Origin of the sequence: Flavobacterium rhizophilum, assembly GCF_046000485.1 — a bacterium.
In the GTDB taxonomy this organism is placed as follows: domain Bacteria; phylum Bacteroidota; class Bacteroidia; order Flavobacteriales; family Flavobacteriaceae; genus Flavobacterium; species Flavobacterium rhizophilum.
In genome coordinates this window covers 11,850-28,045 of the sequence record NZ_JBELQB010000012.1, presented here as the reverse complement: position 1 = coordinate 28,045, position 16,196 = coordinate 11,850, and the positions used below count along the sequence as shown (strand labels likewise).

At 35.2% G+C, this 16,196-nt stretch carries 14 protein-coding genes; 8 read left to right on the top strand and 6 right to left on the bottom strand.

Annotated elements, in window-relative coordinates; genetic code table 11:
* The first annotated feature begins 23 nt into the window (after positions 1-23).
* The 3 genes from ABS768_RS14465 to ABS768_RS14455 all read left to right on the top strand — a co-directional run bounded on the left by ABS768_RS14465 (position 24) and on the right by ABS768_RS14455 (position 3,323).
* Positions 24-671 (top strand): hypothetical protein, encoded by a 648-nt coding sequence (locus ABS768_RS14465; RefSeq protein ID WP_408075654.1) that lies wholly within the window; start codon positions 24-26, stop codon positions 669-671.
* A 257-nt stretch (positions 672-928) separates the two neighbouring features.
* Complete coding sequence (locus ABS768_RS14460; RefSeq protein ID WP_408075653.1) at positions 929-2,944, top strand: PAS domain S-box protein; 2,016 nt, start codon at positions 929-931, stop codon at positions 2,942-2,944.
* Positions 2,895-3,323 carry a response regulator gene (locus ABS768_RS14455; RefSeq protein WP_408075652.1) on the top strand — a complete coding sequence of 143 codons (429 nt, stop codon included), beginning with the start codon at positions 2,895-2,897 and terminating at the stop codon, positions 3,321-3,323. The genes ABS768_RS14460 and ABS768_RS14455 overlap by 50 nt, the downstream gene beginning before the upstream one ends.
* Before the next feature lie 205 nt (positions 3,324-3,528).
* On the opposite strand, the gene ABS768_RS14450 is transcribed toward ABS768_RS14455, so the two are convergent.
* Genes ABS768_RS14450 through ABS768_RS14435 form a run of 4 tightly spaced genes read right to left on the bottom strand, consistent with a single transcriptional unit; the run spans position 3,529 to position 8,593 of the window.
* Positions 3,529-4,533, bottom strand: a complete 1,005-nt coding sequence (locus ABS768_RS14450; RefSeq protein WP_408075651.1) for an endo alpha-1,4 polygalactosaminidase — start codon at positions 4,531-4,533, stop codon at positions 3,529-3,531.
* 32 nt (positions 4,534-4,565) lie between these two features.
* Positions 4,566-5,588, bottom strand: a complete 1,023-nt coding sequence (locus ABS768_RS14445) for a tetratricopeptide repeat protein (protein WP_408075650.1) — start codon at positions 5,586-5,588, stop codon at positions 4,566-4,568.
* Positions 5,589-5,610: 22 nt separating this feature from the next.
* A complete protein-coding gene (locus ABS768_RS14440; RefSeq protein ID WP_408075649.1) occupies positions 5,611-6,081 on the bottom strand; it encodes a hypothetical protein in 471 nt (156 codons plus the stop codon).
* A gap of 10 nt (positions 6,082-6,091) precedes the next feature.
* Positions 6,092-8,593 carry a M14 family zinc carboxypeptidase gene (locus tag ABS768_RS14435; RefSeq protein WP_408075648.1) on the bottom strand — a complete coding sequence of 834 codons (2,502 nt, stop codon included), beginning with the start codon at positions 8,591-8,593 and terminating at the stop codon, positions 6,092-6,094.
* 184 nt (positions 8,594-8,777) lie between these two features.
* Here ABS768_RS14435 and ABS768_RS14430 point away from each other — a divergent pair, with 184 nt between their 5' ends.
* The 5 genes from ABS768_RS14430 (at position 8,778) to pheT (ending at position 14,436) form a co-directional block, all read left to right on the top strand.
* Positions 8,778-10,331: a hypothetical protein gene (locus ABS768_RS14430; protein ID WP_408075647.1), complete on the top strand. Its 1,554-nt coding sequence runs from the start codon at positions 8,778-8,780 to the stop codon at positions 10,329-10,331.
* A gap of 38 nt (positions 10,332-10,369) precedes the next feature.
* Positions 10,370-10,768, top strand: a complete 399-nt coding sequence (locus ABS768_RS14425; protein ID WP_408075646.1) for a hypothetical protein — start codon at positions 10,370-10,372, stop codon at positions 10,766-10,768.
* 27 nt (positions 10,769-10,795) lie between these two features.
* Positions 10,796-11,272 carry a hypothetical protein gene (locus ABS768_RS14420; protein ID WP_408075645.1) on the top strand — a complete coding sequence of 159 codons (477 nt, stop codon included), beginning with the start codon at positions 10,796-10,798 and terminating at the stop codon, positions 11,270-11,272.
* A 347-nt stretch (positions 11,273-11,619) separates the two neighbouring features.
* The gene (locus ABS768_RS14415; protein WP_408075644.1) at positions 11,620-11,808 is read left to right on the top strand and encodes a hypothetical protein; all 189 of its coding nucleotides are present in this window, start codon (positions 11,620-11,622) and stop codon (positions 11,806-11,808) included.
* A gap of 201 nt (positions 11,809-12,009) precedes the next feature.
* Positions 12,010-14,436, top strand: coding sequence for a phenylalanine--tRNA ligase subunit beta (gene pheT / locus ABS768_RS14410; RefSeq protein WP_408075643.1), 2,427 nt, complete (start codon positions 12,010-12,012; stop codon positions 14,434-14,436).
* A gap of 48 nt (positions 14,437-14,484) precedes the next feature.
* Here the strand turns inward: pheT and ABS768_RS14405 are convergent, their stop codons facing one another.
* Together ABS768_RS14405 and ABS768_RS14400 are read right to left on the bottom strand one after the other, a co-directional pair.
* Positions 14,485-14,856 (bottom strand): hypothetical protein, encoded by a 372-nt coding sequence (locus tag ABS768_RS14405; protein WP_408075642.1) that lies wholly within the window; start codon positions 14,854-14,856, stop codon positions 14,485-14,487.
* Between the two features lie 69 nt (positions 14,857-14,925).
* The gene (locus tag ABS768_RS14400; protein ID WP_408075641.1) at positions 14,926-16,191 is read right to left on the bottom strand and encodes a tetratricopeptide repeat protein; all 1,266 of its coding nucleotides are present in this window, start codon (positions 16,189-16,191) and stop codon (positions 14,926-14,928) included.
* Positions 16,192-16,196 lie beyond the last annotated feature (5 nt).

Genomic DNA, 16,196 nt, shown 5'->3' with positions numbered 1-16,196 from the left:
CTAACAACTTATAGCACCTTACCATGAAAAGCATTTACATTGCGCTAATAGTAACGACTATATTATATGGTCCCGGGCTTTATAAATTCCTAAAGGAAAATGTACATAAAATATCTAAAGCCAGTTTTGAAGAACAGCTAACCGCATTTAAACAACTTGGATATACTTTTAATAAAAATATGGATAAGCACGACCTTCTTTCTGTATATAATGAAGACGATTATGAAGCTGAACCTTATAGTTTGCTATACCTCGCTTGGGCAGAAATTGCAGATACTAAAGATAAACCTATATCAAACAACTGCTGGTATTTTGATTATGAGTCTATCGAAAATGAAGGTGACTATGTGGCTATTATTAAAAATCTTGAAAGGATTAGCGATGGTCAACTCAACTTTACCAATGTACACGATAGTATAGACTTTGATAATGAGACAGCATGGGTTTCATTTGACATTAACGGAACTCACTACAAATATGACCTAACATTTGATAACGACTGGGCAGACCATACTCTATTTGAAAACATTCAGGAGCTTGCTGCAAAGCATAATACAACAGGAAAACTCACAGTGTACCCATTGGGACAAAGCGTAATTTTTGACTTTATGACAGAAGCCGAATTAGAACAGTTTAAGAAAGTGACTAAATTAGCTCCTGAGTGGCTTTAAAATGTTTTTTATCGTAAAAAAAAAACAAGTTAATCAGTAAGTATTTAAATCAAAACATAACAACTGATTATCAAGTCACTATAAAAAACGAATCTTATTTTAAGCTACACAAAACCATTTATCTACACAAAACTGCATTTTAAAGTCAAAATACTACTATTCAAAAACAAAATAATTAAATTTTAACTAAATAATTATAATTTAGCATCCAAACCCTATCTTATATACGTATGTATTAATTTTATTCTGGTTTAACTATGCTAAGCAAAAAGATTAATCAAATTCGTTTTGTTACTATTGGAGGGCTGATTGTTTTTATTCTTGCAATAGCAGTTTTAATAGGTTGGTTTTTTAATATCGATATATTAAAAAGTATTTTGGACGGATATATATCCATGAAGTTTAACACAGCACTTTCATTCTTAGTACTGTCGTTTTGTCTTTTAACCTCTACCTCTATTAAAAAAATTTCGGCAACTCTCCTATTAATGGAGATTTTTGTGGTAGTATTTGCCATAGCATCTTTATTACAGGAAATTCTATCTGTAAACTTTGGAATAGATCAACTCTTTTTTCTTGATTTAAAAGGTATAGAAAAACAGGAAGCCTATCCGGGACGTATGTCTCCCATAACATCTTTTTTATTCATAATAATGGGAGCCGGGCTATTTTTTGCTGCCTTATCTCAAAAACTTAGAATTTACTGTCAATATGCTTTTCATTTTGTAACGATAATATCTTCTATATGTATTATAGGATACTTTTTTAGTGTACCCAGTCTTTATAAATTCAGCTTTTTAACACCTATAGCAATACATACAGCTATAAGCTTTTGCATTTTATCTATGAGTGCCAGTATGCTTTATCCCGAGCTAGGATTTACAAGAATATTCACAGTTAAAGAAACAGGGAATATAATTGCAAAGCGGCTTTTTTTACAATTGTTTGCATTAATAATAATAGTAACATATCTAAGACTGCAATTTTTTGAGCATTCCAATTTTAGTATAAATTCCGGATCAATTATGGGATTAAAGCCAAGTTTAGCCATCACATCAATCGGGTTTATTCTTATATGTTTTGTATTTATATACAAAGCTGCCAATGCCATTAACCAATCAGGAAGAAAACAAAAGCTGGCAGAACTACACTTTAAAAGTGTCATTGAGTCGGCTCCCAATGCCTTCATCATATCCGATGAAACAGGTACCATTACCCTTGTAAACAAACAAACCGAAAAAATATTCGGCTATACCAAAGAAGAGCTTGTTGGACAAAAAATAGATTTGCTTGTACCTACAAAATTTAGGCATGGACATCCTAAAAACAGAAATACCTATCACTCTGCCCCAACAGCACGCTATTTTGGTGCCGGTAGGGATTTACACGGTATGAGGAAAGACGGTACCGAATTCCCTGTAGAAATAGGGCTTAATCCGCTAACCACAGCAGACAGTACCCTTATACTGGCCTCTGTAATAGATATTACAAAACGTAAGGAACAGGAAGCTACCATAAACCAGCAGGTTTTAGAGCTACAAAACAAAAATGAAGAACTGGAACAGTTTAATTACATAGCTTCACACGACCTACAGGAACCGCTTAGAACCGTAAACAACTTTATAAAGATTATAGAAGAAGATCACGGTAAAGAACTTAATCACGAAATAAAACTTTATCTTGAACATATAGATCTCGCTACAAAACGTATGAGTATGTTAGTTAGATCACTGTTGGATTTTGCCCGTTTGGGTAAAAACAGACAACTGGTTTATATTGACTGTAATGATATACTTAAAGATGTGGTATCTGACCTAAACGGACTTATATCATCATCGGGGGCAGAAGTGCGCTATGGTGTAATGCCCCACCTTTATGCCTACAGGCTGGAGTTACGACTGGTTTTTCAAAACCTTATAAACAATGCTATTAAATTCCGTAAAAATGACATTCCCCCTATTATTAAAATTCATTGTCATGAAGAGAAAAATTATTATGAATTTTGGGTTAGTGATAACGGAATAGGTATTAACCCAAGGTATTTTGAACGTATTTTCCAGATTTTTAAAAGCCTGCACAAAGAAGGGCATTTTGAAGGGCATGGCATTGGGCTGGCGCACTGTTACAAAATAGTAGGACTGCATATGGGAAAAATATGGGTAGAATCAGAACCCGGGGAAGGAAGTACATTCAAATTTACAATCTCAAAATTTATAGATAACAATGAGCAACGAAGTGATGAACAGGCAGGTAAATTGCATAATGCTGGTTGACGACAATAAGGTTGACAACTTTTTTCATGAAAGGGTGATTAGAAAAAATCATGCCGCTAAGCATGTTGTAATAAAAGAATCGGCAGAGGAGGCTTTGGCTTACATTAGACAAAAAGATCAAAACGGTGAAATGCATCCTGATCTTATTTTTCTTGATATTAATATGCCCGGGATGAACGGATGGGAATTCCTTGAGGAATATACTGCTCTTGATGAAAGGCTACATTGCAAAATGATTGTGGTAATGCTTACCACTTCTGAAAATCCAGATGATATGGAAAAAGCAGAGTTACTTGGTGCACTTTCGGCATTCAAAACAAAGCCTTTAACGGGAGATATGCTGGAAGAAGTACTGGAACATTTTTTTGATATTCACTAAAACATAAATCCTGTTTTAGTTAATTGCAATGCAAAAATGAAACACAAATCAGGAAAAAAATTGGAATGAAAAAGCTGTCACAAAAGTGTCATTCTTAATGTAACGCTGTGAAATGAAGAATCTCTAAATTATTTATAAGAGATTTTTCCTATCGTCAAAATGACAAAGCGTTACTAATAACTACTTTTAGGACAACTTTTATGTGTTACTGTTCAAAATATTCAAAGGCTTCTATTATATCGAGGTAAACCCCGTTAAAACCTGTATTTAGTATTTTATCAAGGTATGAGTCCTGAGTGTTATAAATTATATTTTTCCAATCCTCGTTCCAGTATTGTACGGTATAATTACCCGCCCAGTTAGGATTTTGGGCTTCAAGCCACTCGGGTGTACCTGTTGTCCAGCCACTTTGCCAGTAGTAACGGTAGTCCTCGGCCTCTCCTATAGACATATAACAGATTACCATACGGTTACCACCGTTTGCCTTTGTTTTAAGCTGGGTGATTTCCTGTTGGGTAAAACTCTCCCCACCAAGAAACATATCCATTAACACCACATCATAATTGGTTGCTGCCACAGCAGTGATAAATTCCTGCTTTGTAGTAAAATTTTCAGGATTAATTAGATAAAGGAAATTTTTGGCATCAGTAAGATGGTTTATATCATTAGCGTTCTCGTTGTGCGGAGCCTGTTGTGGTATAACATTAAGTTCCCTTTGCGGAGCCGCCATAGATATATAACCGTTATCTTCATTACGGGTGTATGAATCTGTCACTTTAGATTCACTGGTACAATAATCAGTAACCAGTATTGCTTTACCAAACTCTTTAGACCTGTCTAAAAACTCCATAAGATAATTACTCTCATCTGTAGGAGTAGCCGCATCATCAGAATTGTATCCGTAAAGCAAATCTTCCTGTCCGTGGCCATCTATAGCATTTAGGTATGGGATGTTAAGTGACCCAAACGGATCTCCGTCGTTGGTAAGCAGTTCAATACCGTTTTGAGGTATTATCGCAAAGTTACCGTTTGAAGCTTTACCTTTTTGACTGATACTCATTACAAGCTGACGCATTTCCTGTCTGTAATCAATAATAGTCTCCCCTGGGGTTTCGCCTGTGTTATTATTATTTTCCGGTCCGGCATCATCCATATCGTTATGGCATGCCAGTAGTAAAATTGCTGTGATAGGCAACAAAAGTTTTTTCATTGTTTGGTGTATAGTGGTTGTGGTGTATTTGCTTATGCTCTTTTATAATTGGAAACCCACTCTAAAAAAGCATCTATCTTTTCTGGATTGTCCTGTAACCATAATTCTACCTGTGTATTTTGTATATCCTGATGGATGTAGTAAATAAAGGTTTCATACATCTCTTCATTTTTAGCTAAATCGTAGAAAAAATCTACATAATAATCCCACCAAAAACCTTTCTTTTTATCGTTCTCCTTAAGCTCACCCAAAACCATAAAAAAGGATTTGGTATTATCGGCAAAAAAATCAAAATCTGATTTATCGGCATATTCTTCGTCTCTCCTTAATGCCTGAGACATAGAAAGTAATGCCTCTGCGCCTCCAAACTCACTATCAATAGCTAACGAGCTCAATGTAATATTTACATTATTATCATCTTTAAACTCCACGCCAAGGCTATGATGTTTTTTAACAAGAGTAAGCGCCTCGTTTGCCCTTTTCCCTGTTGGCTCAATAATAAGGAAATTGTACAGCGCCAAAAGCGATTTGGTTCTTTCCTCATAATTTAATTTCCCTAATAACAAATGACTGCTACCGTATAAAGGATTTTGCTGTAACCCCTCCTGAAGGTACTCTTCGGCCTCATCATACTCTTCCAGCCTGCAATCTACTATTGCAAGGGAGTAGTATAGCGAATGAAACTCCGGGGCTGCCTTAATACCTTTTTTAAAAACTTTTATGGCTTCCTTGTGCTTACCTGAGTAATCGAGCGCTATTCCTTTAATGTAATAGCCCTTAGGCATCATATCACTATCTGAATCAATAATGATATCAGCATACTTAACAGTTTTATCAAACTCTCTCAATGATACGTATGACAGACACATTTCATAATAAGCCTCCCAGTTCTTATCATCTTCTGCTATTACCTCTTCGTAAACTGCAATAGCTTCACGATAGTTACCCTCATCATGGAGTTCTACCCCTCTATGGATCTTTTCTTTAGCCGTTTCCTGAGAAAAAGAAGAAAAAGGGACTGCCACAAAGGCAAGGAAAAACAAAAGTTTCTTCATAGTAGTTGGTTTGATATTTGGTTTAAGCGCTTTCAGTTTTCTGTTTTTTACCTACATATATAGCCAATGCTACAACGGCAGCCTCAAATGCTATAAACAGGTAATAACCCATTTTTATTGTTACACCAAAACTACCCGTTGATATATAAATAAGTCCGCCTAAAAGGAAAACAAAAACAGTAAGGGCTGCAAAAAGCACCTGTTTGCGCTGCCTGAATAAAGCTCCCACAAACTGAAATACTGTTGCTGCAAGCACTAAGGCCGAAAACACTATAAGCACTTTAAAAAACGGAGCTATGGGTACTTTTGCAAACCTTGGCAAGCCTCCTGTAACTACATCCAGTAAATTAAAATCACCCCATATAAACCAGTTTTCACTGGCCGCTCCTGCCCCTTCAACCGTTGGTTTATAATTAAAAAACGGACTCGTTAATGTGATTGCGGTAACCATTGCAAAGATGTAAAACACCTTATCTAATAATTTATTTTTCATTTTATATTAATTAGTCAACTAAAAATACGGCATTACTAAACAGTAGGTTCCCGTTTTCCCAGAAACCTCTGAACAACGGATTATCTATCATATAAATTACCTGTCCCTTACCTTTTTGCTCTACAGCAAACGTTACGGTATTCTCCAGGTTTTGCCTTAAATTCTTACCTATAAAACCGAAACTGATATAGTTTTGAGGTACATAAGCCACATTCCAAACATCTTTTAACAGCTGATAATGCATATCGCTGGTTTTAAGGCTGAAATACTTATTACCCAAACCATAAGAAAGCGGGTGGCTTTTATCGATAACATTTTCAATAACAGCTCCGGGTACTGATTCAGAAATTGATCTTCTTTCTGCATTTTTATAATCCATAAAACGGGCTTCAAGAGTTTCCTCTTCCCTGCGTTCCATTTCGGCTATCTTATCAGCTTCAGATGCAAAACGGGTTAAACTGTATCCTTCCCTGTCTTCAAAAACAGTAAGCGCGTTACCAATAGCAATAACCTTACCACCTTCCTCAATAAAACTATCTAATTTATCTTTCTGGTTTTCATCTAAATCATAATAACCATCTGCAAGCACTATAGTACTAAATTGGCTAAAGTCTACTCTGTTTACATTTCTTATATCCACAATGCTTAAAGGATATTCTATCATCTGATCAAAATAGAACCACGCCTGTCCAAAATCGGTAGCACTAATTCCTTCTCCTGCAAGCAATAAAACTTTTGGCGCACTCAGTAACGGATAAGATTCCCCGCCAAGATCACCACCTTCCAGTGAGAAGCCACTTTCCATAACCTCATAATCAGGTTTATTTTCCAGCAGCATATCCATACTGTTTTTAAAGTCATACAGGTTTTGATTATCCCCTTTTAATACAATAAGGTCACCCGGGGTTATTTTAATCCCTCTAAAGGAAGATGCCTTTCTGGCAGAACGAACCTTTATACCGGTTTTTAAAAGACATGACAGAGTTTTTGCCGATGCCCTGCCATTCCAAGGAATATAATAAGCATATACCCTTTCAAAATCCAATTTTCCCTTATAGTTTACTTCAGCTTTTGTTTTAAGTTTCGGGCTGGTCTTTAAGGCATAGCTTTCCACTCCATAAGCATAAGGCAGTGCCCATGCCGTAATATCATACGAAAGACTGTCGGTCAGTTTTGGTGCCGACTCAAATAATACCTGAGTTAGTATAGCTTTCGGTTGTTTTACGTTAATGATAAGGTCATTTGGCTCCACCGAAAAATCCTTATCATCGTTATCCATATAACTGTAACCGTTAAGCTTTTTAGTATCGTTGGCATATGCAAACTGAATGTTATTGCGTTCCAGTAATTCGGCTAGCTGTTGAGTTTTTCCGCCATTTTTAATAATATAGGTACTGTATTTTCCTTTAGGCTTTTCCTGAGCTTCTTTAAAATACTCCCTGAAGTTTTTAACCAGTTTGTCTTTTTGCCATGAGGCAGTTTCTACAGCTGTTAGTACCGCTTCTGTATGATGGTCTATCCTATCCTGTAAAGTCAGCACATTTCCGTTACTCATTACTACTGCCCTTCCGGCACCAATACCACCCTGCTCATAAGTCATCCCCACAGCTCCGTTAAAGCTTGGGTAAGTATCACCATAACTAGGGTAAAACAAATCAAAGCGTTCACGAGTATAGTAATTCCAACCTTTAAGGTCAAACCTTTTTGAGGTCATTTCCCCTATAGCCATGTGGAAATCTTTTTGCGCCTGTGTAATATACTCATGCATAGGCTCTGCCGCAGGGGGAAAGAAATACGGTTCGTTATAGCCCATTTCGTGTACATCTACGTGTACCATTGGCATCCATTTATTATACAGCCTAACACGCTGTTGCGATTCGGCCTGAGTTTGCCATGCCCAGTCACGGTTAAGGTCGTAAGCATAATGGTTTTGCCTTCCTCCCGGCCAGGGCTCCATGTGTTCCCTGTCGGTATGCCCTGGGTGAAGCATTTGCCCTGTTACATCCCTAAGCCAGTTTCCATAGCGGGAGTATCCGTCAGGATTTAAGCAGGGATCCAGTATCACTATGGTGTTTTCAAGCCATTCCTTTGTTCTTTTATTGTTAGGGTTAATAAGCTCAAAAGCTACGCTCATGGCGCTTTCGGCTGCTCCCGGTTCGTTACCGTGTACATTAAAACTAAGCCATATTATAGCCTTATCGTTAACCTTTGCAGGCTTTTCGGCAAGCATCCCTATTTGATATAAGTGATTCTTCCTTATATCCTCTAATTCCTTTAGATTTTGAGGAGTAGATATATAATAAGTATTAAGGCTCCTGTCCTGATAAGTATAGCCGTATTGCTTTTTAAGTATATAGTCTGAATTTTCTGTTAAGTGGTTAAAGTAGTTTTCCAGTTCATGGTAATAGCTTACCTGACTTCCGTAACCGGGAATAAATTCGGCCGGACTTTGTAGTTGCGCCTGTAGGGTTATTGTAAAAAAGAAGAACAGATAAAAAAATAGTTTTTTCATATAATAAGGGGTTGAATCATCAAATTTAGATAATTTAATTTCAATTTGTAGTTAATATTTTAAATACTAAAAAAATGTTAAACAATAAACCAAATACAATAAAAAAATATAAAAACTTGTTTTTAAACATATTAACTAAATAATAAAGATTATAAAACGCACCTTACCAAAAAGAATCATTTTATTGATAACTACTGTTACAATATTATTCGGATGCCAAAATGATTATGTTAATACCGATTCCACTAACACTACACATAGTCATACTACAGAACCAAAAATTCTAAATTTAAATCAGGTAATTAGTGAAATTACTAACGACAAAATTTTAGAATCTTTAAATAAGTTTAAAGAAAGTCCATCCATATTAAAAAATAATTTTCCTGATTTTGAAAATGGAGAAACTTACTTCGAAAAGTTTGAATTTCCTGAACTTATTCAATATCAAGCTTATTTAAAAGGCATAGATCGTAAAGATTCAGTCCCCTATGTCCTAAATTATCTGATTACTAAGGATATTAAAAATGGCTTGGAATACTCAGGTTATATAAAATATATACCTACTATCATACCCGAAGACAACACTATTCAAATTAGAAATTTCACAGGTACGATGCAACTACTTTCTGATGATATGATTCAGGTTGGAGAAGTCATATACGATCAGGGTAATATGGTCTCTAATACTTTTGGCACAACAACATGCTATACCGAAATAGTACAGGTAACTCATGTATGTTCAAATGGTGGCAACCACACTCCTGGAGAGGATTGTCAGCCAGGTTATATAAACGATGCATCCTATTCTTATTTTGCTGTTACAACATGTACAACAGAATTTGATTACCATACACCTCCAAATTTTATTGGAGGAGGCGGAGGCGCTACTATGACTGAAGTAGAAAAGTTTTATTCCTTAAAACTCAACAATGATCAAAGGGCTTTTCTAGACCAAAACTCAACAGTCAAAAATAAAGTTTTTGAATACATAGAGCGTACTGGATCTTTTATTACTGGGGTAAGACTTGTTGATATTTCAAGAAATAACAATCAGTTGTCAAATAGTTTATTTAATTATTTGGAGGTTAATAATTATTCCCTGAATAGTACACGAGCAATAAGTGAAATAGCAAACTATGTTACTCGTACAGGTCAAATAACACAAGAAAAAATAAATACAGGTATTAATATGATTAATAGCCTTAACAATAACACGGCATTAAGTATTAGTCCTTTTTTTAAATACCCAACAGGAAGTAATTACGCTACACTTTATCCTAAATTAACTGAATATCTAAAATTCAGAATACCTCAACTAAAATATAACCAATTTATTATCGATAAATTAGTTCAATACAGTGAACTACCCGAAAGTCAAGTAATAGAAGATTTACAATGGGGAGTAGGTCCTGAGATACAAATCGTACAGCTTGATAATGCTTGTCCAACTTGTTCTACAACTACATATGGTATGTTCGACCCAACTACTCCAAATGTATTATATGTAGACGTTGATTTCGCTAATCTCTTGGAAAACTCAGAACCTGGTCAAGAAGGAAATACACTAGCATTTCTTATTGGAGTTACCTTACTTCATGAATATGTTCACCTTGGAGATTTTGTAGATGGTATTGATCAACCAGGCGAAGAAGGTATACTTTTTGAAGAAGCTACTTACGGTGAATCGATTTGGATTACTAATGCTGGAAGGGTATTATGCAAATGGGAAAATGATTAAAAACATTACAAATAATAACCTATTAAAATCAAATTATTATGTACAAGCTTTTAATACCCTTTACGATACAAATATTAATTTTAATTAATTTTCCTTTTTGCAAAAAAGAAAAGCAATGTGATATCATAACTGAGATCATAAACCACAAGCAAATACAGCATTTTTTACATCCTGAAGTCAAAGGGAGAGACACACTTTATATTGAAAAATCGCAATTATGTGATTCCTATAACCAAAAGGTTAATAATATTGTAGTAATAACTATAGACAATACAGAAATTGCAAGAAAAAGTAACTACATGCAAATTCTTAAAATTGACAAGAAAGATGGTAAATTAAATGCTGTCAGCCTAGGTTACCCTATTGAAGGTGCTTCTTTCGTAGTACACTTCGACAATCATCAAAAAATTATTAACATAAAAGCTTATGAAAATTAATTAAGTCCCTAATTAAAATTCTATTAAATGAATAAAATAGCAATTTTAATTATAGCCTTTTTCTGTAGTAGTATTATATATTCTCAAGATATTGAAAGCCTTAAAAACCACGATACAATTTATCTGGTTTTAAAACACAGTATTGAGAGAGAAGTTCAAGATTTTAAAACCTTTACCTTTTCTGCTTCTGGTAATAATTCTTTATTTGAGTTTAATTTTAGGGAAAAGGCTGACAAACATAAAATAGTTAATATAACTACTGAATTAAAACATAAACCCATAAAAGTTTGTAACAAAAAAAATCAATTTATAGAAGAAAACAAGAAAAATATAATTGATATCTCTTTAATTGAAAAATACGGAACTAATAAACTATTTAATGAAATTCTACAAGTAAACAAATTGAATAAGGTTTTTTATGTAATCGATGAAAAAGAACTAAAAAAAAGAAAAATACACCTGAAAAAAGCAAGAGTCTTTGCTGTAGGATATATAGAAATGTAAATAACCGCTCTTCTGTTTTCATAAATAGAGGAGCGTTTTTTTTAATACTAGTTTTTATATAGATTCTTAAACAACATAGACAAATATAGTTACTGTGACTTACTCCCTATGCAAATTAGAAACAGCCGTTAGAAGAAAAGTAATAAAAACCGATGAACTACATCTTTCACAATTAAATTCTGATTGATTCATTCATTTTTTAATTATATTATTAATTTTCGTTAAAAATTTAAATTAAAAATAACATTCAAAGCTTTTTATATATAAATTTGCTTTACCCCAACCACATTCATACTGTGAAGATTAGCCAAGTAAAAGTAAACTAAGTACAGTAAATTTAAAACATTATGAAGCGCACCTTCCGACTAATTACTGCCCCCACGGTAATAGTTCTGATAATGGTAGTAGCTGCATGCAGCAGGTTACCCCATGAACAGGATAACGACGGGAAAAAAGAAATAAAACAACAGGAAAAGGCATTAACCAACTCTCCTGAACATATTAACGACCTAAAGCCAATAAAACCTAAGGCTTAGGCTGCCTGTTACAAAAAATTAAAACAATATTAATACTAAAGTAAAACCTGTTGGGCATCCAACAGGTTTTATCATTTTAAGGTAAAAATTAAGAAAATTTTAGTCTGAATATTTTTTATTTTTTATTGCTAAACATAGGCTTAGGGTTCTGTGGTTTCAATCACAATTATTATCTTTGCATGCTTTAAAACAAAAAATACAATGCGTATATCCTACAATTGGTTAAAACAATTTATAAAATTAGACTGGAACTCAGAGGAAACTGCCAACCTGTTAACAGATCTTGGCCTTGAAGTAGAAGGTGTAGATAAGTTTGAGTCGCTTAAAGGCGGACTGGAAGGTGTAGTGGTAGGCCATGTACTTACGTGTGTACAACACCCTAATGCCGACAGGTTAAGGGTTACAACTGTAGACCTTGGCGATGGCAATGCTCCCGTACAAATTGTTTGTGGCGCACCAAACGTAGCAGCAGGACAAAAAGTACCTGTAGCAACAATTGGTACCAACCTTTATGATAAGGAAGGTAACCCGTTCCAAATCAAGAAAGGAAAAATACGCGGCGAAGAAAGCTTCGGGATGATTTGTGCCGAAGATGAACTTGGTATAGGTGAAAGCCATGACGGTATTATGATTCTTGATGAAGACCTTAAACCGGGGACTCCGCTTTCTAAGGTATTTAATATTGAAACCGATGAGGTTTTTGAAATAGGACTTACGCCAAACCGTGCCGATGCAATGAGCCACTGGGGTGTTGCCCGCGACCTGCGTGCCGGTATGGTTCAGCGTAATGTAAACACCGAACTTATTACTCCATCGGTAAGCAATTTCAGGATAGACAAACGTACCCTTAAAATTGATGTTAAGGTAGACGATAATAAACTTACACCTCGTTACTGTGGTGTTACCATATCAGGCGTTACAGTACAACCTTCACCTGCATGGTTACAAAACAGGCTTATGGCTATTGGTATTACACCAAAAAACAATATTGTAGACGTTACTAACTATGTAATGCACGAATTGGGTCAGCCGCTACATGCTTTTGATGCAGGTAAAATAAGGGGTAATAAAATCATTGTTCAGACTGCTGAAGCCGGAACTAAATACATTACGCTTGATGATGTTGAACGTACACTGCATGAGGACGACCTTATGATTTGTGACGAAAACGGACCAATATGTATTGCAGGTGTTCTTGGCGGAAAAAGATCGGGGGTTAACGAAAATACAGCTTCCATATTTCTGGAAAGCGCATACTTTAATCCGGTATCAGTTAGAAAGACAGCAAAAAGACATGGTATAAATACCGATGCTTCTTTCCGTTTTGAAAGAGGTATTGACCCTACTATTACCGAATATGCCCTAAAAAGAGCAGCCCTGCTTATACAGGAAACTGCCGGAGGCGAAATCACATCTGATGTGATAGACATTTACCCTAAAAAGATGGAAGACCATCAGGTATTTGTAAACTTCAAAAATGTAGAGAGAGTAATTGGTCAGGAAATAAACAAGGAGACTATTAAAAAGATATTAGTATCGCTGGATATTAAAATCAACAGTATGTCTGACGCCGGTATTGGTCTTGTTATTCCTTCTTACCGTGTGGATGTAGAAAGAGAAATAGATGTAATTGAAGAGATATTAAGGGTATATGGCTACAATAATGTGAGTTTCTCACAAAAGCTTAATGCCTCTATGTCAAACGCAGCGCGTACTGAAGATTACAAACTGCAAAACATAATCGCAAACCAGTTGGTATCTGTTGGCTTTAACGAAATGATGGCTAATTCCCTTACCTCTCCTGATTATGTTAAGCTAAGCGAAAACCTGAAAGAAGAGTTTAACGTTTTAATGCTTAACCCACTTAGTAGTGATCTTTCGGCAATGAGACAATCATTACTGTTTAGCGCACTGGAGGCTGTTTCCTTCAACATAAACAGAAGAAGAAGCGACCTTAAGTTCTTTGAGTTTGGTAAATCGTACCACAAGCTACCTTCAGGTTATGACGAGAACAAACACCTAACACTTACCCTAACGGGTAACCGCATGCAGGAAAGCTGGACTCAGGCACAAAAACCTTCAGACTTCTTTATGTTTAAAGGTTATGTAGATATGGTATTACAACGCTTAGGAATTAATAAAATACAAACACAGCCCGCTACTAATGATGTGTTTAGCGAAGGCCTAGCTTACACGCTTGGAAGCGAAACTTTAGTTGAAATGGGTGTGGTTAAAAAACAGGTTTTAAAGCACTTCGATATTAAGCAGGAGGTTTTCTTTGCCGATTTTAACTGGAGCGCTGTAATAAAAGTGGTTTCTGCAAAAATAAAATTTACAGAAATTGCCAAGTTCCCTGAAGTTAGGCGTGACCTTGCCCTTCTTGTAGATCAGGAAGTATCGTTCCAAAATATTTATGCCATTGCAAGACAAACAGAGAAATCGTTACTTAAAGACATTAGCCTGTTTGACGTATATGAAGGTAAAAACCTTCCGAAAGGCAAAAAATCTTACGCAGTAAGCTTTATCCTTCAGGATAACACAAAAACGCTTACAGATGCTCAGATTGACAAAATAATGGATAAAATAAGACAGAATCTGGAAACTCAAACCGGTGCCCAGTTAAGATAATACCAAACAATAAATAAAAGAGCCTCCCTAAACAGGAGGCTCTTTTATTTAATTTACTTTTTGACCATTGTAAGGAGGCATGTTAAGAAAATCTCTCCACGCAATAAGCAAATCTTTAAATTCATCTAAAGGACACACTGGAGGTAAAACATTTATACCATCCTCATCGTAAAACTCAATACCATTAGGTGTAATAAAAGCTATACCGCCACCATCAGTGCTAATATCGTTGTTAGTCATCAAATCATAATTTCCCGATAAAGCCTTATCAATATCATCAATAATCTCATTAATTGTATCAATATGTCTATATTCAACTATAAAGCCTGCATCTGGATCTACTCCATTACTGCATTTATAATTAAAACCTTCAACCTCTTTATTAACCAGTTTAATACCTCTCTTTTTTAAAATATCCATAACGTAAAAAATTAAAAAAAGGACTACCTGTATAAGTAGTCCTTTAGAATATAAAACTGAAATGATTTATTATTTTTTAAGTGCTTTAGCTTCGTCCATCATTTCAAGCCCCATGTAAAGGTTACTTAAAAGTGTTCTGAACTCATCCCTCTCAGGATCTAAATCATAAGCTTTCTTAACATTTACAAGAGCAGCCTTGTAAATATTATCTCTTTTCTTTTTAAGCTCGTCATAACGCGCCATATCCTTTTTAGAAGTACCAAGGCCGTTCATTTCCTCAACAATAACATCTTCTCCAGCAAGCTGTACAATACCCATATTGTAGTATGCATTAGCATATTTAGGATCTAACTCTACAGTTTTTTTATAGTACTGCATAGCCTCGTCATTTTGACCGGACTGAGCCGAAGTAACACCAAGGTTAAAATACAGGTTAGGATCTTTAGAACCTTTATCTAATATGCTCTGGATTGTTCTTTTATAACCCTCCATATCACCAGACTCATAATATATTTGAGCTTCTGCCTGTAATAAACCTATATCATCAGGGTTTTCCTTCTTAGCTTTTTCAATCGCTTTCATCGCCTTAGCATTATCACCATTATGGATATAGATAAGCGCAATGTTTTTGATGATATCACCTTTTATTGAAGGATCCTTATGAACTCCAGGATCTGTATATCCCTGACCTTTTACATAAAGGTCTCTTGTTGCTTTATCAGAAAAATACTGAACTTCTCCTTCTGGGCTTTTTGCAGTATAACTTAGTCTTTTATTTGTAAAACCTAACTGGTCTAACTGTTCAAAATACCTAAGTGCAGTATCATAATCTTTAGCATTAACTGCAAAAGCAGCTGCGTTATAAAGATTAATAGTATCCTTTTTGTTTAGATTATAAGCCGTTTCATACAATGGCACAGCAGCTTTGTAATTTTGTTGCTGACCAAAATTCTTTGCTATTTTTAAAACAGTAGCACTTACCTCCGGGTAAATTTCTTTAGTAATTTCCGGAGTGTACTCTCTCTTACCGTTTTTTTCAAGCTCAATCACCTTGTCAAAATCAGCAATAGCACCATTTAAGGCATTTTGATCCATTTTGGTCATAGCCATATAAAGATCATAGTTCCCTTTATAATAGTAAAAATCTGCTTTTTGCTTATCATCAGCACTTCCCAGTAATGGTTCAGTCTTATCAATAAGCGATTTCATCTCCTGCATAATTTCCGGAGAAGGATCTTTTTTCATTAGTTTCTTCATAGCCTTAAGCTCATCTTTTTGAGCAAAAGCACCAACAGAAATTAATAAAGATGCAGCAATTGCATATTTAGCTTTCATTGTAT

Bases quoted from the DNA above. Each gene is read 5' to 3' on its own strand.
- ABS768_RS14465 (WP_408075654.1), top strand. From the start codon at position 24: ATGAAAAGCATTTACATTGCGCTAATAGTAACGACTATATTATATGGT.
- ABS768_RS14460 (WP_408075653.1), top strand. From the start codon at position 929: ATGCTAAGCAAAAAGATTAATCAAATTCGTTTTGTTACTATTGGAGGG.
- ABS768_RS14455 (WP_408075652.1), top strand. From the start codon at position 2,895: ATGAGCAACGAAGTGATGAACAGGCAGGTAAATTGCATAATGCTGGTT.
- ABS768_RS14450 (WP_408075651.1), bottom strand. From the start codon at position 4,533: ATGAAAAAACTTTTGTTGCCTATCACAGCAATTTTACTACTGGCATGC.
- ABS768_RS14445 (WP_408075650.1), bottom strand. From the start codon at position 5,588: ATGAAGAAACTTTTGTTTTTCCTTGCCTTTGTGGCAGTCCCTTTTTCT.
- ABS768_RS14440 (WP_408075649.1), bottom strand. From the start codon at position 6,081: ATGAAAAATAAATTATTAGATAAGGTGTTTTACATCTTTGCAATGGTT.
- ABS768_RS14435 (WP_408075648.1), bottom strand. From the start codon at position 8,593: ATGAAAAAACTATTTTTTTATCTGTTCTTCTTTTTTACAATAACCCTA.
- ABS768_RS14425 (WP_408075646.1), top strand. From the start codon at position 10,370: ATGTACAAGCTTTTAATACCCTTTACGATACAAATATTAATTTTAATT.
- ABS768_RS14420 (WP_408075645.1), top strand. From the start codon at position 10,796: ATGAATAAAATAGCAATTTTAATTATAGCCTTTTTCTGTAGTAGTATT.
- ABS768_RS14415 (WP_408075644.1), top strand. From the start codon at position 11,620: ATGAAGCGCACCTTCCGACTAATTACTGCCCCCACGGTAATAGTTCTG.
- pheT (WP_408075643.1), top strand. From the start codon at position 12,010: ATGCGTATATCCTACAATTGGTTAAAACAATTTATAAAATTAGACTGG.
- ABS768_RS14405 (WP_408075642.1), bottom strand. From the start codon at position 14,856: ATGGATATTTTAAAAAAGAGAGGTATTAAACTGGTTAATAAAGAGGTT.
- ABS768_RS14400 (WP_408075641.1), bottom strand. From the start codon at position 16,191: ATGAAAGCTAAATATGCAATTGCTGCATCTTTATTAATTTCTGTTGGT.